This is a genomic window from Pseudoalteromonas sp. P1-13-1a, from assembly GCF_001401875.1.
In the GTDB taxonomy this organism is placed as follows: domain Bacteria; phylum Pseudomonadota; class Gammaproteobacteria; order Enterobacterales; family Alteromonadaceae; genus Pseudoalteromonas.
The window spans coordinates 24,427-45,479 of record NZ_LKDV01000015.1 but is presented as its reverse complement, the minus strand read 5'-3'; the positions used below and the strand labels follow the sequence as shown (position 1 = coordinate 45,479).

Annotated in this window: 18 protein-coding genes; 10 read left to right on the top strand and 8 right to left on the bottom strand. The window is 42.0% G+C overall.

Annotation, left to right across the window (positions count from 1 at the left end; all coding sequences use genetic code 11):
• Positions 1–243 precede the first annotated feature (243 nt).
• From AN391_RS11055 to greB, 4 genes are all read right to left on the bottom strand, one after another.
• Entirely contained in the window at positions 244–2,565 is a 2,322-nt protein-coding gene (locus AN391_RS11055; protein WP_055015447.1) for a Tex family protein, read from the bottom strand.
• A 211-nt stretch (positions 2,566–2,776) separates the two neighbouring features.
• Positions 2,777–3,358, bottom strand: a complete 582-nt coding sequence (locus AN391_RS11050) for a CBS domain-containing protein (protein WP_055015446.1) — start codon at positions 3,356–3,358, stop codon at positions 2,777–2,779.
• Between the two features lie 50 nt (positions 3,359–3,408).
• Positions 3,409–3,720, bottom strand: coding sequence for a hypothetical protein (locus tag AN391_RS11045; protein WP_055015445.1), 312 nt, complete (start codon positions 3,718–3,720; stop codon positions 3,409–3,411).
• Positions 3,721–3,852: 132 nt separating this feature from the next.
• The gene (gene greB / locus AN391_RS11040) at positions 3,853–4,326 is read right to left on the bottom strand and encodes a transcription elongation factor GreB (protein WP_055015444.1); all 474 of its coding nucleotides are present in this window, start codon (positions 4,324–4,326) and stop codon (positions 3,853–3,855) included.
• Between the two features lie 186 nt (positions 4,327–4,512).
• On the opposite strand from greB, the gene ompR reads away from it, so the two are divergent.
• On the top strand, positions 4,513–5,232 hold the full coding sequence (ompR, locus tag AN391_RS11035; RefSeq protein WP_055015443.1) for a two-component system response regulator OmpR: 720 nt from the start codon (positions 4,513–4,515) through the stop codon (positions 5,230–5,232).
• 5 nt (positions 5,233–5,237) lie between these two features.
• Positions 5,238–6,554: a two-component system sensor histidine kinase EnvZ gene (gene envZ / locus AN391_RS11030; RefSeq protein WP_055015442.1), complete on the top strand. Its 1,317-nt coding sequence runs from the start codon at positions 5,238–5,240 to the stop codon at positions 6,552–6,554.
• A gap of 45 nt (positions 6,555–6,599) precedes the next feature.
• Here envZ and AN391_RS11025 read toward each other — a convergent pair whose 3' ends face one another.
• Positions 6,600–8,642 carry a glycoside hydrolase family 97 protein gene (locus tag AN391_RS11025; RefSeq protein ID WP_055015441.1) on the bottom strand — a complete coding sequence of 681 codons (2,043 nt, stop codon included), beginning with the start codon at positions 8,640–8,642 and terminating at the stop codon, positions 6,600–6,602.
• A 159-nt stretch (positions 8,643–8,801) separates the two neighbouring features.
• On the opposite strand from AN391_RS11025, the gene AN391_RS11020 reads away from it, so the two are divergent.
• Both AN391_RS11020 and AN391_RS11015 read left to right on the top strand, forming a co-directional pair.
• Positions 8,802–9,425 (top strand): methylamine utilization protein, encoded by a 624-nt coding sequence (locus AN391_RS11020; RefSeq protein WP_055015440.1) that lies wholly within the window; start codon positions 8,802–8,804, stop codon positions 9,423–9,425.
• Entirely contained in the window at positions 9,415–10,641 is a 1,227-nt protein-coding gene (locus AN391_RS11015) for a hypothetical protein (protein ID WP_055015439.1), read from the top strand. The genes AN391_RS11020 and AN391_RS11015 overlap by 11 nt, the downstream gene beginning before the upstream one ends.
• A 59-nt stretch (positions 10,642–10,700) precedes the next feature.
• Here AN391_RS11015 and speE read toward each other — a convergent pair whose 3' ends face one another.
• Entirely contained in the window at positions 10,701–11,564 is an 864-nt protein-coding gene (speE, locus tag AN391_RS11010) for a polyamine aminopropyltransferase (RefSeq protein ID WP_055015438.1), read from the bottom strand.
• Positions 11,565–11,761: 197 nt separating this feature from the next.
• On the opposite strand from speE, the gene speA reads away from it, so the two are divergent.
• The 4 genes from speA (at position 11,762) to AN391_RS10990 (ending at position 16,773) form a co-directional block, all read left to right on the top strand.
• Positions 11,762–13,642, top strand: coding sequence for a biosynthetic arginine decarboxylase (speA, locus tag AN391_RS11005; RefSeq protein WP_055015437.1), 1,881 nt, complete (start codon positions 11,762–11,764; stop codon positions 13,640–13,642).
• A 64-nt stretch (positions 13,643–13,706) separates the two neighbouring features.
• A complete protein-coding gene (locus AN391_RS11000; protein WP_055015436.1) occupies positions 13,707–14,585 on the top strand; it encodes an acyltransferase in 879 nt (292 codons plus the stop codon).
• Between the two features lie 26 nt (positions 14,586–14,611).
• Positions 14,612–15,532: an acetyltransferase gene (locus tag AN391_RS10995; RefSeq protein ID WP_055015435.1), complete on the top strand. Its 921-nt coding sequence runs from the start codon at positions 14,612–14,614 to the stop codon at positions 15,530–15,532.
• A complete protein-coding gene (locus AN391_RS10990) occupies positions 15,529–16,773 on the top strand; it encodes a mechanosensitive ion channel family protein (RefSeq protein ID WP_055015434.1) in 1,245 nt (414 codons plus the stop codon). The genes AN391_RS10995 and AN391_RS10990 overlap by 4 nt, the downstream gene beginning before the upstream one ends.
• Here the strand turns inward: AN391_RS10990 and chrA are convergent.
• The gene (gene chrA / locus AN391_RS10985; protein WP_055015506.1) at positions 16,745–17,896 is read right to left on the bottom strand and encodes a chromate efflux transporter; all 1,152 of its coding nucleotides are present in this window, start codon (positions 17,894–17,896) and stop codon (positions 16,745–16,747) included. The two genes, AN391_RS10990 and chrA, sit on opposite strands and share 29 nt — an antisense overlap.
• A 214-nt stretch (positions 17,897–18,110) precedes the next feature.
• Between chrA and AN391_RS10980 the strand changes: the two genes are divergently transcribed.
• Positions 18,111–18,743 (top strand): OmpA family protein, encoded by a 633-nt coding sequence (locus tag AN391_RS10980; protein ID WP_004587548.1) that lies wholly within the window; start codon positions 18,111–18,113, stop codon positions 18,741–18,743.
• Here AN391_RS10980 and AN391_RS10975 read toward each other — a convergent pair.
• Positions 18,740–20,518 (bottom strand): ABC transporter transmembrane domain-containing protein, encoded by a 1,779-nt coding sequence (locus AN391_RS10975; protein ID WP_055015433.1) that lies wholly within the window; start codon positions 20,516–20,518, stop codon positions 18,740–18,742. The genes AN391_RS10980 and AN391_RS10975 overlap by 4 nt on opposite strands.
• Positions 20,519–20,609: 91 nt before the next feature.
• Between AN391_RS10975 and AN391_RS10970 the strand changes: the two genes are divergently transcribed.
• Positions 20,610–21,008: a DUF3224 domain-containing protein gene (locus AN391_RS10970; protein WP_055015432.1), complete on the top strand. Its 399-nt coding sequence runs from the start codon at positions 20,610–20,612 to the stop codon at positions 21,006–21,008.
• Positions 21,009–21,053: the final 45 nt, after the last annotated feature.

Below are 21,053 nucleotides of genomic sequence, written 5' to 3'. Positions count from 1 at the left end.
CTAGTTAAGCATAATTAAAAAAGCCGCTCAATGAGCGGCTTTTTAGTTTAAGAAGACATCACTTCTTATAGCAAAAGGGGATTATACAAATCCGCATTAATATTTAATCATTTTCAGGGGCTAAACGTGTCGCTATCTGCGTTAAAAAATTCTCATTTAGAACAACTAAATAGCGAATTTTTTGCTTTGCTATCAACATGTTTATCCACCCTAAAATAAATCACTTAATTATACGGATTGGTATTATTTTTTTACTTTTGCATTAGCAAATGCATCGGCAAAGGCATTACCCATCATGGCGTTACCGTTATCGCGCTTTGGTTTTGCTGCACGCGGTTGCTGGCCTTGGTTACTGCGTTGCTTTTGCGGCGCAGCAGCGGGTTTATTGCTTGTGTCTATTTCATCATCTAAGCGCATAGTAAAGCTAATACGCTTACGTGGGGCATCTACCTCAACCACTTTTACTTTTACAATGTCACCGGCTTTTACTACTTCGCGAGGATCAGAGATAAACTTATTAGTAATTGCCGAAATATGCACTAGACCATCTTGGTGTACACCTACATCAACAAACGCACCAAAGTTAGCTACATTAGAAACCACACCTTCCAAAATCATTCCAGGTTTTAAGTCTGTGATTTTTTCTACGCCGGCTTTAAATTCAGCAGTTTTAAACTCAGGACGAGGATCGCGCCCAGGTTTATCTAGCTCTTTAATGATGTCGGTTACAGTAGGTAAGCCAAACTTCTCGTCGGTGTAGTCATTAGCAACCAGTTTATTTAAAAACTCGCTGTTGCCAATTAAGCTATTTACATCAAGGTTGTTACGCTCACAAATAAGTTTAACAACAGGATAAGCCTCAGGGTGAACAGATGAGTTATCAAGTGGATCTTTCCCGTTATTAATTCGCAAAAAGCCTGCAGCTTGCTCAAACGCTTTTGGTCCTAAACGCTCAACTTTTTTAAGTTCGCTACGTTTAGTAAACGTGCCGTTAGTGTCGCGGTAATTTACTATATTTTGCGCTAAGGTTTTATTTAACCCCGACACGCGAGTAAGGAGCGGCACCGACGCCATATTTAAATCAACACCCACAGAGTTTACACAGTCTTCTACCACTGCGGTCAGTGTTTGACCCAATTGGCTTTGCGATACATCGTGCTGGTATTGGCCTACACCAATTGATTTTGGCTCAATTTTAACAAGCTCGGCAAGTGGATCTTGCAGGCGACGCGCAATAGATACCGCGCCACGTAAAGACACATCTAAATCAGGAAATTCATTCGCTGCAAATTCAGACGCAGAATAAACAGATGCACCGGCTTCGCTTACCATAATTTTATTTAATTTAAGCTCAGCATTAGCCTTAATAAGTTCGCCTACTAGCTTGTCAGACTCGCGTGATGCGGTTCCGTTACCAATCGCAATAAGCTCTACTTTATGCTGGCGACATAATTGCTCTAATGTACGCAACGATTTTTCCCAGTGATTTTGTGGCGCGTGGGGGAAAATAGTTTGCGTTGTAAGCAATTTACCTGTGCCATCAACTACGGCAATTTTACAGCCAGTACGTAACCCAGGATCGAGGCCAAGCGTGGTTCGTGGCCCAGCAGGCGCGGCCATAAGTAAGTCTTTTAAGTTTTTAGCAAATACATCTATAGCGCCGGTTTCGGCTTTTTCTCGCATGGCTGCTAAAAATTCATTTTCTAAGTGTAGGCCAAGCTTTATTTTCCAAGCCCATTGCACAACGCTTAACAACCATGCGCTAGCTGCTTTATATTTCACGTCTAAGCGGTAGTGATCAGCAATCATTTGTGCGCATAGCTGGGCTGCATTTTCGCTGCTTGGTTCTGGGTTAACACTTAGCTGTAAAATACCCTCGTTTCGTGCGCGTAACATAGCAAGTGCACGGTGCGAAGGGACCTTTTTAAGAGGTTCTTGATGATCAAAGTAGTCGCGGTATTTGCTACCCGCTTGCTCTTGACCGTCAATAAGTGTGCTTTGTATGGCGCCGTGTTGGCTAATGTGGCTTCTAAATTTTGCTAATAACTTAGCATCTTCTGCAAAGCGTTCCATTAAAATAAATTTAGCACCATCAAGGGCTGCTTTGGTATCTGTAATACCTTGGTCGGCATTAATATACTGCTGTGCGTGTTGCTCAGGGTCTAAGTTTGCATCGTTAAATAGCGCATCGGCAAGTGGCTCAAGGCCTGCTTCAATAGCTATTTGACCTTTGGTACGGCGCTTCGCTTTATAAGGAAGGTATAAATCTTCAAGCTCAGTTTTGCTTTGCGCGCTGGTAATATCGGCACTTAGCGCTGGCGTTAATTTATTTTGTGATTCGATGGTTGATAAAATAAAGCTGCGGCGCTCTTCAAGCTCGCGTAAATACGACAAACGTTGCTCTAAAAGGCGTAATTGCGTGTCGTCTAATCCACCGGTAATTTCTTTACGGTAACGCGCAATAAAAGGAACCGTTGCGCCCTCATCAAGTAATTTTGTAGCAGCAACAACTTGTTGCTGTTGTGCATTTAGCTCAGTGGCTAAACGTGCAGAGATATCGCTCATGCATAAACCTTTTAATACAAAAAATAAAACCAGAAAATCCCTCTGGTACTGTTATACCCAGCTTATTAAAGTTGCTATTTAATGAGTTTGGTAGGTATTTATTAGTTGAATAATATCACAGCAGGTTGTAATAAAAAGCTCTTAAAGCAAGCAATTTTGCTTGCTTTAAGATGGTTGGCTTGGCTGAGCTGACAAAGTGAAAAAGCGCGCTTTAGTGAGGGTGCTCTACACTTTCTAAAACATCACTAAACGTGTGAGCAATAGGGGTAATATGTACCGGAATATGTAACGTTTTAGCTATTTGACGCGCCGAAATTAAACCGCATATTTCGTTATTAGTGGTTGTTGCTAATAAAAACATACTGCCTTGATGTTCCATTGTTTGCAGTGCATCGCCAATACTTGCATAGCTTAGGCTTTGCATACTTACACCACTAAGTTGGCTAATAGGTGTCATAATGTAGCGAAGGCTCACTTCATTGCGAGTGGTATTTAACCGCTGTGCAATGGCTGTAATTTTAGCGCTTTGTAAGTCGGCACTTGAAACAATACCAATTAATTTTTGCGCCTCATCAGTTACCAATACATAGTCAGAATGCTCTGCTAACACCTGTTTAAGCGCATCGTTAATTGTTGTGTCGTATGGAGCGCGAATAGGCGTTTTTTGGGTAAAGTTATTGATTACGGTTAATGCCGGAGACGTTAAATCAATAGCGGCTTGTTGCTCTTCAAACGTGCTTGCAATAACAGCATTAGAAATATTTTGGGTACGCAATTCTTTAAAGTTAGACATGGTAGTCACCTTATTCGTTATAAAATTTAATCAAAAAGTAAAATTGTGAATTAAATTAAATAGCTAGGTGGACCACGTTGATATGCCGTACTAAAAGGACGGTTTAGGTTTGTACTTTGGTAAAAAGATGAAACTACATTAGGTAGCGGTTGAAACAACCTAATAGCAAATGCATTAACATGAGAATCTAAGTCAATGTCGGGGGGGGCTTGGTCAGGAAATTCACAAGCGATAAAATGATTAGATACACTGGCGTTATCTATACTTACTTCGGTGGTATTGGCGTGCAGCGTCAAACTCACACTCATTAAAAGTGCAAACAATACGGCATTACTACATATGCGCTGTACTAAGTTTGACATAGCCATTACCTTAAAAATCAGGTTAAAAATAAACCTGCGAACTTAATATATATCCTAATGAGATATATTACACAATAAAAAATTTAGCTGATCTGAATCAATGTTATTCCCTATTAATAATGTTATGGGGGATTATTTTTGATATTCAATACTATTTACATACCATTCTTTTTTACCTTGTGGTGTAGGTACCTCAAAATCATCATCTACTTGTTTTTTTATTAGGGCGCGCGCCATAGGTGAGTCAATTGATATGTAGTCTTTGCGGTCGTATATTTCATCAGGCCCCACAATTCTAAATTTTTTTATCTCGCCTTGTTCGTTTTCTATTTCTACCCATGCACCAAAAAATACTTTACCGTCTTGCTGCGGTGAGTAATCAATAATTTTTAAATCGGGTAGGCGTTTTCGCAAATACCGAACGCGGCGATCAATTTGGCGCAGTAAGCGCTTATTGTATTGATAATCTGCGTTTTCTGAGCGATCGCCAAGGCTTGCCGCCCAACTTACTATTTTAGTGACTTCAGGGCGTTTAACGTTCCATAAATGGTCGTGCTCTTGCTGTAATTGTATGTAACCTTCGCGGGTTATTAAATTTGTTTTCATCGGCTTTTATTCATTAACTCTAATGCTGTGCACGTTATTAAACTTGCTAAAATTTGTCGAGTGTAAAATTTATTAAAATTAAGCTTTGAAATGTTCAGTAACAATCTAAGCGCGCAATTAGATTTTGATTATTAAGTTTTTCATTTATATTAACTATTAATTGGAGATAAAAATAAGAAACAAACAATGGGACACGAAACCACAAAAGTATTAGTTGTTGATGACGATATGCGCCTGCGCAGCTTACTAGAGCGTTATTTAGTAGAGCAGGGGTTTATTGTTAGAACCGCCGCAAACTCAGAGCAAATGGATAGACTCATTGAGCGAGAAAACTTTCACTTAATGGTGCTTGATTTAATGCTACCAGGCGAAGATGGCTTATCAATTTGCCGCCGGCTACGCCAAAAAGAAAACGAAATTCCTATTGTGATGCTGACAGCAAAAGGCGATGAGGTCGACCGTATTATTGGTTTGGAGCTAGGCGCAGATGACTACATCCCTAAACCGTTTAATCCGCGCGAATTACTGGCTCGCATTAAAGCTATTTTACGTCGCCGTGCTAAAGAAGTGCCGGGCGCACCCGCAGCAGAAGAAAACCTTATTGTGTTTGGCCAATTTACACTTAACTTAGCCACCCGTGAAATGAGTGAAGGCGATAAAACCATTTCGCTCACCAGCGGAGAATTTGCCGTGCTTAAAGCCCTTGTATCGCACCCGCGCGAGCCACTGAGCCGTGATAAACTAATGAACCTTGCTCGAGGGCGGGATTACAGCGCCCTTGAGCGCAGTATAGACGTGCAGGTTTCGCGACTTCGCCGCATGATTGAAGTAGATGCCGCCAACCCGCGCTATATTCAAACGGTTTGGGGTTTAGGTTATGTGTTTGTTCCTGACGGTGAAAAGTAGTTTATATGGGATTTTTTCCGCGAAGTGCGTTTGGACAAACTGTATTTTTAGTGGCCGCTTTACTGCTAATTAACCAAATAGTGTCCTATGTTACGGTAAGCTTTTACGTTGTAAAACCGACCATAGAGCAAGTAAACCTTATGCTTGCAAAGCAAATTAAAACGGTGTTTATAGACTGGGAAGATGGCGTAGAAATAAACGACGAAGTATCTGAAAAATTTTTTGAAATTACTGGTATAGAAGTGATGACGCAGCGCGAGGCAATGCGCCAAGGGCTTGGTCAAACCCGAGAGTACTCGATGCTGTCGCGTAGTATGTCTGAGCAATTAAATGGCTCGGCGCGGGTGCGCATTAGCCAAACCGACCCACTGATTTATTGGGTAGAAGCGCCGCAAGCGCCGGGGTATTGGGTAAAAGTACCGCTTAGCGGGTATCAAGAAAACAATCTCGAATTTTTAACCTTTTACTTATCAAGTATTGGTTTTTTAAGTGTATTAGGCGGCTGGCTATTTGCGAGGCACTTGAACCGGCCATTAAAGGCGTTGCAGCAAGCTGCTATGAAAGTAGGTAAGGGCGATTTTAGCTCTAAGCTTGAAGAAGAGGGCTCCAGTGAAGTAATCGAAGTGACCCGTGCATTTAACCAGATGTCGCGTGGCATTGCCGCTCTTGAAAACGACCGCCGTTTACTCATGGCTGGTGTTTCTCATGATTTACGTACCCCGCTAACTCGTATTCGTCTTGCAACCGAAATGATGAGCGATGAGGATGACTACCTTCGCGAGGGCATCATATACGATATTGAAGATATGAACGGCATTATCGATCAATTTATTGAGTATTTACGCCACCACAAAACAGATGAGCTTGTTTGCGAAGATATAAACGCACTCGTGTCTGAAGTGGTTAATTGTGAGCTTAAACATCAGCGTGTTATTACCTTTAAAGGTAACCCTAGCGTGGGACTTGTTCCGTTAAGCAGTGTGGCTATTAAACGTGTAATTACTAACATGATTGAAAATGCGCTGCGTTATTCTGACGGCGACATAGAAGTTTTAAGCTACTTTAATTCAAACAAAAAATACGTTGTGATAGCGGTAAACGATAACGGGCCAGGCATTCCAGAAAGCGAACTTGAATCGGTGTTCGAGCCCTTTAAGCAAGGAGATGCAGCGCGTGGCAGCGAAGGTAGTGGTTTAGGCCTTGCCATTATTAAGCGTATTATTGATATGCACGATGGTAAAGTTAAGCTTGAAAACCGCCCAGAGGGTGGCCTAAGTGCACAAATTTATTTACCGATAAAAATACAAAACTCTGCACAGTAAGCTGTGCAGAGTTGGCTATTTTAATAACTTTAATAGCGTTAAAACTTAAAGTGCTTTAAAGCGGATTGCTGTACCACCACTTGTTGCTAGTTTTAACGTTAGCTTGTCGTTTGCGCTAACTATGCGCTTTTCGATATCTAAATCGTACGGATTGTTTTTCCATTCAGCGTTTTTACCGTCTTGGTATATCTGCGCTTCAAACTTTTTACCCTTTTCTAAAAAGTCGAGTTTTACCTCAATAGTACGGGCTTTTTCATCGGTTACGGCGCCTAAATACCAGTCGTTTCCTGAGTATTTATCGCGTTTGCGCTCTTTACGGGCAAATACAATAAAATCGCCCACTTCGCCATCAAGCGCAATGCTTTGCTGCCAATCGGTGGGTACGTCTTGAATAAATTGAAATGCATCAGGCTTAGCTAAATAGTTTTTAGGTAAGTCGGCGGCCATTTGAATCGGACTATATAGCACTACATACAGTGCAAGCTGCTTGGCAAGCGTTGTTTGCGGGCGGTTTGTATTATCGCCTAAGCCATTAAAACTCATATCAAAAATACCTGGGGTAAAGTCCATAGGCCCTGCCAGCATACGGGTAAACGCCAGCATAGGAATATGCTCTGGTGGGTTAGGTGGCGTGCCCCATGCATTAAACTCTTGGCCGCGTGCCCCTTCGCGGGCAATCCAATTTGGGTAGGTACGACGCAGGCCGGTGTCTTTTATTGGCTCGTGGGTGTTAATACTAATTTTATGTTTAGCAGCCAGCTTTACGTTGTACAGGTACTCGTTAACCATAAATTGGCCATCGTGCCACTCATGACGGGCAATGCCGTTTTCGTCTATGCGCTTTATATTACCGCCGTCGGCCACATAACCCGTTTTAACTTGGCTTACATTTGATTTTTCGTAAAGGGCAAAGGCCTCGTCCATTTGGTCGCGATAGTTACTTACATTACCCGATGTTTCGTGGTGGCCAATTAACTGCACGCCTTTTTGTTTGCCATATTGAGTAAGGGCCGCTATATCAAAGTCGTCGTAGGGTTGTGTAAAACTAAATACATCGCCATTAAAAAACCAGTCACCGTCCCAACCTATGTTCCAGCCTTCTACTAGTACGCCATCAAAGCCATATTCTGCGGCAAAGTCCATGTAGTATTTGGTGGTTTGTGTGGTGGCACCGTGCTTTTCGCCGCTGCCCCAGGTTTGCGTGTTTATATGCATGCCCCACCAAATACCCACGTATTTACCAGGTTTTACCCACGATACATCACCGAGTTTATTAGGCTCGTTTAAATTTAATATTATGTCTGAATTGACTAAGCCAACCGCGCTGTCGGCAATTTGAATGGTGCGCCAAGGGGTATTAAACGCCCCTTGCTTTTTAACAGCAATGCCGTCTGACCACGGTGTTAAATCGGCATTAAAAGTGCCTGGGCGGCGCTGATTAAGCACCATACCTGCGTAATCAACTAAGGCTGCTTCATGAATGCTTATATGGGTACCGTCATTGGTTTTTAAGGTGAACGGCGTATGCGCAAGGGGGACGTCATTTAATGCGGTCGTGTTGTAAACGTATTCGTATCGGTTCCAACCGCGGGCGGGTATCCACCAGGCGGTGGCATTGTTGTTATTGTTAATGGCAAACTCGGTGAGCTCTTTGGTAATGTGTGTTTGCTCAAAGCCTGCCTGTTTTGGCACTTCGTATCTAAACCCAACGCCACTATCAAAAGCTCTAAAGCGCACTGTGTAGGCTGCCCCATTAGGCTCGTTTTTTGTAAACGTAACCGCAACTTCGTTGTGTTTATCAGTAACCGTTTGTCGCTCGCCCCAAGGTTGTTGCCACTGGGTATTTACGCTTTGCTGCTTAACATGGGTAATTTTAAAACCATCGCTAAATGCCGCTTGGGTTTTAAATTCAAAACCCAGGCGCGATGCGTTTATAGCGGGTTTGTTTTTAAAGCTAATAGCGTAGCTGGGTGTGCTATTTTCATCTGAAATAGTCACTTTTATTTGTGAATTAGGTGATTCAACTACAGCGGTTTGTGCAAAGCTATTGCCAGCAAACGCCAGTAGTAAAAGTGCGGATGTTCTCATTGTGTGTCCTTTGATGAGTCGGTGGTGACCTTTAAGGATAATGGCACTGAGTTGTTAATACGACTGTCTACATACGTATTCAATGTTTTAAAAAATAGAAAGAATTTAACGGTTTAATCGGTCTATAATGTAAACAAATTGATAATAGCGATTAGCCCCATGATAAAACCCTTACTCAGTATATTACTGCTAAGTATGAGTACTTGCGTAGCTGCAACAACAATAACTATAAAAAATGCCAATAATCAGCCTTTAGCAAATGCGGTAGTGTGGCTAAGCGGAGCGCCCATTGAAGCTAGTAACCAAGCAAGTAAAACCTATGCAATGAGCCAAAAAAACCGCGAGTTTACGCCGCATACGTTAGTGGTTCCGCAAAATGCAAAGGTAGAGTTTCCTAATGCCGACTCTATTATGCACCATGTTTATTCGTTTTCTAAAGCTAAAACCTTTGAGTTGAAACTTTACAAAGAGCAACCTAAAGCGCCCATAACGTTTGATCAAACAGGGGTGGTTGAACTTGGCTGTAATATTCATGACTGGATGCTAGGCTATATTGTGGTGGTTGATAGCACCGTTTTTGCAATTACCGACGACAACGGTGTGGTTAATTTAACTGCCCCTAATGGGCAATACAGCATGAGCGTATGGCATTCTGGCTTTAGCGATATAAGCAACGTAGAAACCCACAGCGTTAATGTGAGCGAGTCACCTATACACTACACCGTAAAGCAGGCCATAGCCGAGCAAATAGACTTTGCTACGGATGAATTCGATGACTATTAAGCGCAAAAATACAGTAATACTTAGTTTACTTTTTATGAGCCTACCGGCTTTTTCGCAAGTTAATGGGCTTATTCAGGTACGTGCGGTTGCAAGCGATGATACACAAAGCTTTCAAGATGGCGGTATTGGTTTATATCGCCATGGGGATAGCAGTGATAGCATTTTGTTATCGCAAGGAATTATAGACTTTAAGGCCGAATTAAGTAGTGCTTGGCGCGCACATGCCGTTGTTAATGCCAATCAAGAGCCGAAAACTACTTTAGGTTTAAGCCAAGCGTATTTACAGTATCAGCCGTTAGTAAACAGCCGTTATAAATGGCATGTAAAGCTCGGTGGGTTTTATCCTAGTATGTCGCTAGAAAACCCCGATATAGGCTGGACTTCACCCTATAACTATACAAACTCGGCCATTAATAGCTGGATAGGCGAAGAACTTCGCACTGTCGGTGGTGAGCTTAGTATTAAGCGCCCCGGAAAACGTTTTAATTCTAAGCACAGCTTTAGTGTGAGCGCTGCTATTTACAAAGGAAACGACCCAACAGGGACGTTACTTTCGTGGCGCGGATTTGCATTGCACGATAGGCAAACAACCTTTAATGAAAGTGTACAATTTGCACCTATTGCGGCATTAAATAGCGACGAATTACGCTGGCAAGCTAACCAAGTACTGCCTTTTGAAGAAGTTGATGGTCGTTTTGGCTATTACGCCGGTGTGCATTGGGATTATTTAAAGCGCTCGCAGTTTAGGTTTTATTATTACGATAATAACGCCGATCCGAGCATTTTTAATCGCACAACCGGTCAATACGCTTGGCATACTCGTTTTAGCAGCTTAGCGTGGTTATATAAATTGACAGGAAAAACCCGTTTTATTGCCCAGCTACTCGATGGTAAAACTGAAATGGGCGCTAATAAGCTTATTTATAACCGTTTTTTTAGCCATTATTTAATGCTTAGTCATAAGGCGGGTAAGCATAGGTTATCGCTTAGGTATGACTATTTTAAAGTAGATGACGATGACACCACCGCGTTTGACCCTAACGCCAGCCACGGCGAAGGCTTAACAGCTACGTGGCGTTACCAATTAACCGATACGGTACAAATAGGTGTTGAGGGTTCAGCGCTGCATAGCTTTGTACAAAATAGGCCGGGTAGTGGGTTTGCTCAGCGAATATCGCAGCAGCAACTTATGGCTAACGCACAATGGCGCTTTTAACTAAGGCGCTTTTAAAAAATAGATGTTAAAAAAGGGAGCTTTATAGGCTCCCTTAGTGTTTATTTTTTATCAAATGCGCGTTTCATAAAGTTTGGTGTAGCAAGTGCGCCATGATGAATACCGCTGTTGTAGTATTCGCTTTGCTGTGCAACTTGCTCTGCATCGGCTTCTCTAAAGCCATAAAATGCTTGTGATTTACGAGCAAGCGTTACCGACCATAAACCGCTTGGGTAAATTGGCTGTGGAAATGGCAGTGTTTGTAAATCGTTAAAGCCTACACTTAACATAGCCTCACGCATTTCTACTAATAGTGGCATATGCATTAATGGTGATTCGCTTTGCTGCACTAAAATACCGCCCGGGCGAAGTGCATTTAAGCAGCTCGTGTAAAACGCGTGGTTAAATAACCCCTCGCCTGGGCCTACTGGGTCTGTGCCATCAACAATAACAACATCAATAGACTCGCTCGCAGCTTCGCGCATGTATTTAATGCCATCACCAAACATAACGGTTGCGCGTGTATCGTTGTTAGACGCACAAAGCTCTGGGAAGTATTTTAACGACATTTGCGTTACTACTTCGTCTATATCTATTTGCGTTACGGTTTCTACACCTGGGTGTTTTAAAACTTCACGTAATGTACCGCAATCGCCACCGCCAATAATGACCACGTTTTTAGGATTTGGGTGCGCTAAAAGTGCAGGGTGGCTGATCATCTCATGATAAAAAAAGTTTTCACGAGTGCTAACCATGGTGCAACCATCGATGATCATTAAATTACCAAAGTCTGTGGTTTCGAACATTTCTACCTTTTGAAAAGGAGACTGTTTTTCATCCAACTTTTTGTTAATACGCAATGAAAATGCGCTACCATCACGGTCGCTAATTTCTGTAAACCACTTACTTTGATCTAAATTTGCCATAGTTGCTTTTACACTTTTTAAGTTGAGTATGAAAAGGGGGCAATTTTGCCAGCGCTTTGCGTTATGCTCAATGAAATTTTAACTGCTTAGCCAATAAAGTTAGCCAGTATCGAGTTAAAGTTCAATTTTTGTTAGCGTAGGGGATAGTGACGTATTAAAATGCGCCTTTATAGCTAATTGATTAAAGAAGAGTTGCCATGAGTTGGGGTTTAGAAACAGCACGCGCTACATATAATGTTGCTCATTGGAGCGATGGCTATTTTGATATTAACGCACAAGGCGAGCTGGTTGCTTACCCAGATGGCGACCAATCTAAAAATGCGATTTCTTTAACGCAGCTCACAGAACAATTTAAGCAGCAAGGTTTAACCTTACCGGTATTAGTTCGCTTTACCGATATTTTAAAAAACCGCGTAGATACGCTCACTAATGCATTTACGCTTGCTCAAAGCAACCGCGAGTACAAAGGCAAGTATACGTGTGTATACCCAATAAAGGTTAATCAGCAGCGCTCTGTGGTAAGCAAGCTATTGGCGCACCCAAGTGGTTTAGTTGGCCTTGAGGCTGGCTCAAAACCCGAGCTAATGGCAATTTTAGGCATAGCTGATAAACCCATTACTATTGTGTGCAATGGCTATAAGGACAGTGAATTTTTACGTTTAGCTTGTATTGGTCAAGCTATGGGGCACAGTGTTAAAATAGTAGTCGAAAAATTATCAGAACTCACTACTTTACTTGAGGAAATAGATAACCTTGGCATAGAGCCAGCCATTGGTATACGCATTCGCTTAAACTCGGTGGGTAAAGGAAAATGGCAAAATACCGGGGGCGAAAAAGGTAAATTTGGTTTAACCGCAGGGCAAGTGCTTAGTGCTGTTGAGGTGCTTAAAAAGCATAATAAATTGCATTTAATGCAAATGGTGCATTTTCATATTGGCTCCCAAATTGCCAATATACGCGACATACACCGCGCCCTGCGCGAATGTGCACGCCACTTTGCTGAACTTACTCAGCTAGGTGTACCGCTCAATACCGTTGATGTAGGCGGTGGCTTAGGCGTAGATTACGAAGGCTCAGGCTCACGTAGTGCGTGCTCGATGAACTATACCGTTGAAGAATACGCACGTAATGTGGTTAACGCTTTTGCTGAGGTGTGCGATCAGCATAGTTTAACGCACCCTGCCATTATTACCGAATCAGGGCGTGCTTTAACAGCGCACCACGCGGTGTTAATTACCGATGTGATAGACGTAGAAAAAGCGCCCAATCATGCAAACCCTGAGCCGCCACTTCAAAATAGCGCGTTAGTACTTGATGAAATGTGGCAGTGTTTACAGCGTTTAAACCCGCGTATGGCGCTAGAGATTTACCACGATGCAATGCACTTATTTAGCGAAGCCCATGACCAATACGTGCATGGATTAGTAAGCATGCTAGAGTGGGCGAAAATAGAGCAGTTATATTTTACTATTTTGCACCGAGTGCGAGCATCACTTAGCGATAACGCGCGTGCGCACCGCGAGGTACTTGACGATTTACACGAAAAGTTAGCCGACAAACTATTTGTTAACTTTTCACTGTTTCAGTCGTTACCTGATGTATGGGGCATTGAGCAGTTGTTCCCGGTTATGCCAATCGAAAACCTAGATAAGCCACTTACACAGCGTGCGATTATTCAAGATATTACCTGTGATTCTGACGGACAAATCCGTGAGTACGTAGAGGGTGCAGGCATAGAGACCAGTTTACCTATACCTGAATACCAACACGGTGAGCAATACCATATAGCTATGTTTATGGTAGGGGCCTACCAAGAAATTTTAGGTGACCTACATAACCTATTTGGCGACACAGATTCAGTACATGTAGAGCTAAACGATGAGGGCTATGTGTTAACCAATGCTATAAAAGGTGATAGCGTTAAGGATGTATTAAAGTTTGTTGACTATGATAGCGCCATTTTGGCACAAAACTTTGAACTATTGGTCAACAAGCTAGCAGTGTCTGAGCAGTGTAAAGCAGGCTATTTAGCTGAACTAAATGCCGGCCTTGAAGGTTATACTTACTTTGAAGATTAACTTTACATACTCAGTGTTAAAAGCGCGGTTGTTTGCTGCGCATTGTTTAAAGGAATAGAAATAAATGTCAGTAATTCGTAGTGTATTTAGTATTTTACTTTACACAATAAACACACTTATTTGGTTTTTACCTATTTTTATTTGTGGGCTATTAAAATTAATCCCTATCAAACCTATGCAAAAGTTTTTAAGCTGGGTTGCTAAGCAGTGTGCCACTATTTGGGTGTCGGTTAATAGCATTAACCAACGCTTATTCACGCCAACTAAAATTAATGTGACTGGACTTGAAGAAACCAAATTAAAAGACTGGTACTTAGTAATTGCTAATCATCAAAGCTGGGTAGATATATTAGTGCTGCAGCGTGTATTTAATCGAAAAATACCTTTTTTAAACTTTTTTTTAAAAAAAGAGCTTATTTACGTGCCAATTTTAGGTGTGTGCTGGTGGGCGCTCGACTTTCCATTTATGACCCGTACCAGTAAAGCACAGCTAAAAAAGAACCCAAAGCTACGTGGTAAGGACATAGAAACCACCCGTAAAGCCTGCGAAAAATTTAAAGAAATGCCAGTAAGCATTGTTAACTTTGTAGAAGGTACACGTTTTACTACGCAAAAACACGCACGTCAAAACAGCCCTTTTCCACATTTATTAAAACCAAAAGCAGGTGGGATTGCATTTGTAATGCAAGCCATGGGTGAGCAAATCTCTAAAGTGGTGAATGTAACAATCCATTACCCCGATGGCATACCTACGTTTATGGACTTTGCCGGTGGCAAAGTGAAGCAAATTAATGTGCATGTAGACATTCGCCCTGTAAGCGAGGAGTTGATTGGTGATTACACTGGCGACTCTGAGTTTAGAGTGGGCTTTCAAAGCGAACTAAACCGTTTATGGGAAGAAAAAGAGCAAACAATTCAGCAGCTCGAACAAAACCATAAATAATAAGGCAACAAAATGGGCTTACAATTATGCTAAAAAAGTGGTTACCAAATTGGCTCAATGGCTTAATTGTAGGCTGCGTGTTTTTTTCAAATTTAATTATTTTTGGCTCCTTAGTTTTACTACTAGGTCTAATAAAGCTTTTACTGCCTTTATCTATAATTAACGCTATGCTGCACAGCCTGTACCGAGGCTGGTGTAATGGCAATAGGCTTGGTTTATGGCTTGGCTGCGCTAATATAAACATCAATATTAACGGCGATGTAAACTCGCAAAGTTGGTACTTACTAATTTGTAATCATATGAGCTGGTTAGATATTGTAGTGCTTAGTTCAATTAATGTATTACCAGCTCCAAAGTTTTTTTTAAAAGATGAATTAAAGTACGTACCATTCATTGGCTCTGGCGCATGGGCTATGGGTATGCCTTTTATGAAGCGCGTTACTAAAGCCCAGCTGGCTAAAAACCCCAAATTAAAAGGGTTAGACGTTGAGCGCACCAAACACAGTTGCCGTAACTTTAGAGATAACCCCACCACCATTATCAATTTTGTAGAGGGCACCCGCTACACACCTGCTAAACATGCACAACAGCAAAGCCCGTTTAAGTACTTATTAAAGCCCAAAGCAGGTGGTATTGCTTTCGCTCTTGAGGTACTAGGCGAGCAATTTGATGCCATGTTAAATACCAGTGTGGTGTACAGCGGCAGCACAAGCCATGTTTGTCGCAATATTTTAAAGGGCGAGCTTGATTCGATTTATGTTTCTATTGATGTGTTGGCTATTAACCAGCAGATGTTAGGTAGTTACCAACACGACAAAGCATTTAGAAGCAGTTTTCAAAAGTACGTTAATGAGCTATGGGTTGCTAAAGACGCGCAACTTACCAGTATTTATGCTCAACACGATTTACCTGAGCCACACATTAGTAAGGAAGTAGAAACACTATGACCAATACCCACCTGCAGGAGTTAATTGCTCCTTGGTTTGAAAAAGTACCCGACGCAGATTTTTTAAGTGCAATTACTGCAGCCTCTATTGGTGTGCTTTCTTTGCTGGTGGTGTATTTATTTACTCGCCGATTAATGCTGCCGGGCATTCAAAAAGTGGTGACTAAGTTATCTCCTGAACGTATAGGCTTACTTTCGCCGCTGCTCACCAAATTGAATAAGCGCATAGCAGGTATGTTATGTAGCGTGCTTTTTTTAGCAACCTTCGATAGTGTTTACCCTGTTAATGAACTCAGTGCAGAAATACTAAAAACCATTGGTCAAGGTATATTAATTATTTATGTAGGCTTTATTTTTAGCAGCATTGTAAGTATTGCTGGGGCCATTTATAACCAGCTAGATTTTGCTCGTGAAGTGCCAATACAGGGGCTATTGCAGGTTGTTAAGCTTATTACTTTTATTGTGTGTGCAATATTAATTGTAAGCATAGTGCTTGAAAAATCACCTACTTATATTCTCTCTGGTTTTGGTGCCATAGCCGCCGTTACTTTATTAGTATTTAAAGACACTATTTTAGGTTTTGTAGCCAGTATCCAAATTGCGGCAAACCGATTAGTTACTTACGGTGATTGGATTCAAGTAGAAAACTACGGTGCCGACGGTGAAGTAATAGATTTAGGCCTAAACACCGTAAAAGTGCGTAACTGGGATAACACCATTACCACTATTCCTACTTATATGTTGGTAGCGGGCTCGTTCAAAAACTGGCGCGGAATGCAAGAGTCTGGTGGCCGACGCATTAAGCGCTCGCTTAATATAGACATGCATAGCATTTGTTTAGTGAGTGATGAATTTAGAAAACAAATAGATGCAGCAATACCACTGCACGAATATATACGTGTTGCCTCGTTGCCTGATCCGGTCTCTAACTTAGGCTTGTTTCGCCGCTACGCCGAGGGCTATTTAAAGCAGCATAATAAAATAAATACCTCACTTACGCTTATGGTGCGTGAGCTACAACCAATGAACCATGGCTTGCCGATTGAGTTTTACTGCTTTAGTGAAGATAAACGCTGGATATCTTACGAGCATTTACAAGCCGAAATTATGGATCACTTATTGGCAGTGTTGCCTGTATTTGGCCTAAGAGCGTATCAAAGTGTTAGCGGGCAACTAAGCCCTCCTAATGCACAGCAAACCGACAAGCCAACTTTTAAAGTAATGGCAAATAGTACTGAGTAAGGCCCACACTAATAAATAAAGCTAATAGCCACCAAATCGGTGGCTTTTTCATTCTTAGCCATGCAAAAGCGGCAATAACCAGTGCAACCTGCCATAGATTGTGGACGGCCGATGTCCAAATAGGTGAGTACAACGCCGCCGCTAAAAAGCCCACTACGGCTGCGTTAAGCGCCGCAATAGAGCTTGCAAAGCGAGGTTTGTTAGCCAAATTTAACCAGCTTTTTTGAAACGCCAGCATTAATAAAAAGCCCGGTGTAAAAATAAGTAGGGTTGCAACTATGGCCCCTATTAATGGCTGCTCTGTAGTGAGTTGCGCGCCTAGGTAAGTGGCTATTGTAAACATGGGGCCTGGAATTGCTTGAGCACTGGCATATGCACTTAAAAATTGATCGTCGCTTAGTGTGGGTAAGCCCGCTTGTAGTATTGGCAATACAACGTGTCCGCCACCAAACACCATTGCACCGGCCTGATAAAAAGCAGCAAACACATTGGTATTTTGACCTAAAGGTATAAAGCTAACAGCTAGTAAGAGTACAAATATGCTTAAAGCAATCCAATTTACCTTACTTTTATTACTACTAGGGGTACTTGATTGAGCAAGTTTGAGCATAGGCCAAATAGCGCCAACGGTGGCTGCAATAACTAAAATAGCTATTTGTGTGCTCAGCATAGGCATAAGTATTAGCACCAATGTGCTTAGTAATGCTAATAGCTTTAAAACATAATTAGTACAAAAACTTTTAGCCATGCCCAACGTGGCATCGGCCACAATAACCACTGCAAATAACTTTAATCCCGCAATAACCGCAAAATAAACAGCGTCAAATTGATGTGCACTTACAGCTAGTAATAACATGATTAAAAAAGAAGGGAGGGTGAATGCAATAAATGCGGTAATACCCCCTAATAGGCCTGCTCGTTCTACGCCTATAGCAAACCCAACTTGGCTAGAGCCTGGCCCTGGCAATGCTTGGCTTAAACTAATTAATTGGGCATAGCGAGTATCGGTTAACCAATTTAATGTATCTACAAAGTGGCGTTTAAAATAGCCTAAATGTGCGGCAGGGCCACCAAAACTCATGCAGCCAAGTAAAAAAAACTGTCTAAAAATAGCGACTAACATTGAGCTCATATCCTCCTTAAGGTTCATTAAATTGTCACAAAGGAGTATGACACTTTTATTAATTGCATACATTAATTCGTAATCTACAAATAATACCAATCCACTTAATTAAGTGGATTGGTATAAAGCGAACTGCTTTTAACATGCTCTTCATAGTTTGTTCATACATGTATTTGCATACTCGCTTTATAATTCTTAATGAATAGGACATCACATGACTTTAACTAAATCACTTTTAAGCGTAACCGTAGTAGCTGTATTGCTAAGTGGTTGCGAAATGAACAACACAGGCAAGGGTGCCGCAATTGGTGCCGCCGCAGGTGGCGTATTAGGTAAAGCAACGGGTAATCATAAAGACAAGCGTATCTTTATTGGTGCAGCTATTGGAGCACTAGCCGGTGCTGCTGTAGGTGATTACATGGATAAGCAAGAAGAAGCGTTTCGTGATGAACTAGCAGGCTCTGGTGTGGAAGTTGTACGTGAAGGCGATAACTTACGTTTAGTTATGCCATCTAACATTACCTTTGCGACAGACCAATCTTATATTTCATCAGGTTTTAACGATACTCTAAACGCTATTGCTAAAGTAATGAACAAGTACGAAAAAACCTACTTAAGCGTAGAAGGTCACACAGATAGCACAGGTAAAGATAGCTACAACATGAACCTATCGCGTGAGCGTGCGCAAAGCGTTAAAAATTACTTAGTGAACCAGCAAATTATGGCTGCACGTATTAGCACTACAGGCTACGGCGAAACCCGCCCAATAGCCACTAACGATAGCGCCAACGGCCGAGCTCAAAACCGCCGTGTAGAAATTCAAATAGTGCCAAACACAGAAGGTTAGTGTTTGTTGAACTGCAATTCACAAAGACGCTGATACAAAGGGGAGCTCGCTAGCAATTGCTGGTGGCTCCCCGTTGCTTTTATTTCCCCATTTTCCATAACTACAATCACATCGGCATGTTTAACCGTTGCCAGCCTATGGGCAATAATTAACGTTGTGCGATTTTGCATTAAGTGCTCAAGCGCGGCTTGTACGTGGTGCTCACTTTGCGCATCGAGTGCACTGGTTGCTTCATCTAAAAGCAGTATTTCTGGGTCTTTTAAAATAGCGCGTGCCAATACAATACGCTGCTTTTGTCCACCCGATAGCCTTACGCCTTGCTCACCTAAAAAGCTGTTATAACCTTGTGGTAATTGTTTAATAAATTCATCAGCGTGGGCATGTTTTGCGGCGGCATAAACTTGCTCGTCAGTGGCGTTTGGGTTGCCGTAACGAATGTTATGCATTACATCTGAGCTAAATAAAATAGGGTTTTGCGCCACCGTGCCCATTTTGTTCCTCAGGGTGGTAAGCGATATGTCTTTAATATTTACGTCATGAAATTTAATCGCGCCATGAGCTGGGTCGTAAAAGCGCTGAAGTAGCTCAAATAAAGTTGTTTTACCAGCGCCAGAGGGGCCAACAATAGCCACTGTTTGACCTTGCGAAATGCTTAAGCTTATTTTGTTAAGTGCACTGACATCAGGGCGAGACGGATAATTAAAGCTAATATTTTCAAGCGAGATTGCAGGCAAACCTGCATTATTTTGTAGTTGAGCGTCTTGCGGGTTTTCTGGATTTTTAATTTCACTATTAACGGCCAGTAATTCAAGTAGGCGCGCTGCCGCCCCAGCAGCTCGTTGAAGCTCGCCGTAAACCTCTGCAACGGTTGCCACCGACATAGCCACCATTATAGCATAAAACACAAACGCACCCAGTTCACCCCCGGTCATAGTGCCCGCCAGTACGTCACTACCGCCCACCCAGAGCATTACGCTAATCGCACTAAAGGTTAAAAATATGACCGCAGCAATTAAAAAAGAACGCTGTTTAATACGACTTTTGGCAACGCTAAAGGCTTTTTCTGTTTCAAGTGCAAAGGCTTGTTGCTCACGCTGTTCGTGGCTATAGCTTTGTACTACCTTAATATTTTGAATGATCTCGCCGGCATAGGTGCTTATGTCGGCTATTGCATCTTGGCTAGAACTTGCAAGTTTGCGAACCTTTTTGCCAAATACCATCATCGGCACTAATACCAGCGGCACACAAGCAACAACTACGAGCGTCAGCTTTAAGTTAGTCACTAACAGCATTACTAAGCCGCCCACCAACATTAATGCGCTACGCAGTGCCATAGAAAACGATGAGCCAATAATCGATTGCAGCAAGGTGGTGTCGGTTGTTAAACGCGACATCAGCTCGCCACTGCGGTTTTCTTCAAAGTAGCTTGGGTGCAAGGTAACAATGCGATTAAACACCGCTTTGCGAATATCGTTACTAACACGTTCGCCAATCCACGACATTAAATAAAAGCGGCTAAAGGTGCCCAGGGCTAATAAACTAATTAAACCAATAAGCACTAATACAGCGTGTTGTAACTGGGCTTGGGAGCCTGCAATAAAACCATGATCTATGACAAATTTAACGCCTTGCCCTAATGATAAGTTAACGCCAGCAGTGACTAAAAGGGCGCCAAGTGCCGCCACTACAATCCATTTATACGGTTTAATAAACGCAAAAATAGGTAATAAACTACTAAAAGCGGCTTTTTCGGGCTTAGGGCTTGTTTTTGACATAGTGGATTCTTTTTAAAGGTTAAGGTATAGATATGGCACTAAGATAATAAAAATCAATACTTTTAAACATTAGCATCAATAAGGAAACGTTATGACTACTGCAACCGTAAGTGGAGAATTTAATGTAAACCTAGCCCCTATAGAAGGCTACGCAAGCGGCCAAAACGGCGTTAATTTAGGGCGTATGTCGATAGATAAAACATTTAAAGGTAGCTTAAATGCCACCAGCCAAGGCGAAATGCTAAGCGCCATGACTCCTACGCAGGGCAGTGCTGGTTATGTTGCCATAGAGCAAGTAATAGGCGAGCTTGAAGATAAAAAAGGCAGCTTTGTACTACAGCATTTTGGTACAATGGATAAAGGTCAAGACAGCCTAATTTTAAATGTCATTCCCGACTCAGGCACTCATGAGCTAGAAGGGTTAACGGGCAGTATGAAAATACGTATTGAGCAAGGGATTCACCACTACGATTTTGAATACACCTTATAATACCAATCCGCAATATTATTTAATCATTTTGCGGGCTTAAACGTG

Coding starts and splice junctions, on each gene's coding strand:
- AN391_RS11055 (WP_055015447.1), bottom strand. CDS start 2,565: ATGAGCGATATCTCTGCACGTTTAGCCACTGAGCTAAATGCACAACAG.
- AN391_RS11050 (WP_055015446.1), bottom strand. CDS start 3,358: ATGTCTAACTTTAAAGAATTGCGTACCCAAAATATTTCTAATGCTGTT.
- AN391_RS11045 (WP_055015445.1), bottom strand. CDS start 3,720: ATGTCAAACTTAGTACAGCGCATATGTAGTAATGCCGTATTGTTTGCA.
- greB (WP_055015444.1), bottom strand. CDS start 4,326: ATGAAAACAAATTTAATAACCCGCGAAGGTTACATACAATTACAGCAA.
- ompR (WP_055015443.1), top strand. CDS start 4,513: ATGGGACACGAAACCACAAAAGTATTAGTTGTTGATGACGATATGCGC.
- envZ (WP_055015442.1), top strand. CDS start 5,238: ATGGGATTTTTTCCGCGAAGTGCGTTTGGACAAACTGTATTTTTAGTG.
- AN391_RS11025 (WP_055015441.1), bottom strand. CDS start 8,642: ATGAGAACATCCGCACTTTTACTACTGGCGTTTGCTGGCAATAGCTTT.
- AN391_RS11020 (WP_055015440.1), top strand. CDS start 8,802: ATGATAAAACCCTTACTCAGTATATTACTGCTAAGTATGAGTACTTGC.
- AN391_RS11015 (WP_055015439.1), top strand. CDS start 9,415: ATGACTATTAAGCGCAAAAATACAGTAATACTTAGTTTACTTTTTATG.
- speE (WP_055015438.1), bottom strand. CDS start 11,564: ATGGCAAATTTAGATCAAAGTAAGTGGTTTACAGAAATTAGCGACCGT.
- speA (WP_055015437.1), top strand. CDS start 11,762: ATGAGTTGGGGTTTAGAAACAGCACGCGCTACATATAATGTTGCTCAT.
- AN391_RS11000 (WP_055015436.1), top strand. CDS start 13,707: ATGTCAGTAATTCGTAGTGTATTTAGTATTTTACTTTACACAATAAAC.
- AN391_RS10995 (WP_055015435.1), top strand. CDS start 14,612: ATGCTAAAAAAGTGGTTACCAAATTGGCTCAATGGCTTAATTGTAGGC.
- AN391_RS10990 (WP_055015434.1), top strand. CDS start 15,529: ATGACCAATACCCACCTGCAGGAGTTAATTGCTCCTTGGTTTGAAAAA.
- chrA (WP_055015506.1), bottom strand. CDS start 17,896: ATGTTAGTCGCTATTTTTAGACAGTTTTTTTTACTTGGCTGCATGAGT.
- AN391_RS10980 (WP_004587548.1), top strand. CDS start 18,111: ATGACTTTAACTAAATCACTTTTAAGCGTAACCGTAGTAGCTGTATTG.
- AN391_RS10975 (WP_055015433.1), bottom strand. CDS start 20,518: ATGTCAAAAACAAGCCCTAAGCCCGAAAAAGCCGCTTTTAGTAGTTTA.
- AN391_RS10970 (WP_055015432.1), top strand. CDS start 20,610: ATGACTACTGCAACCGTAAGTGGAGAATTTAATGTAAACCTAGCCCCT.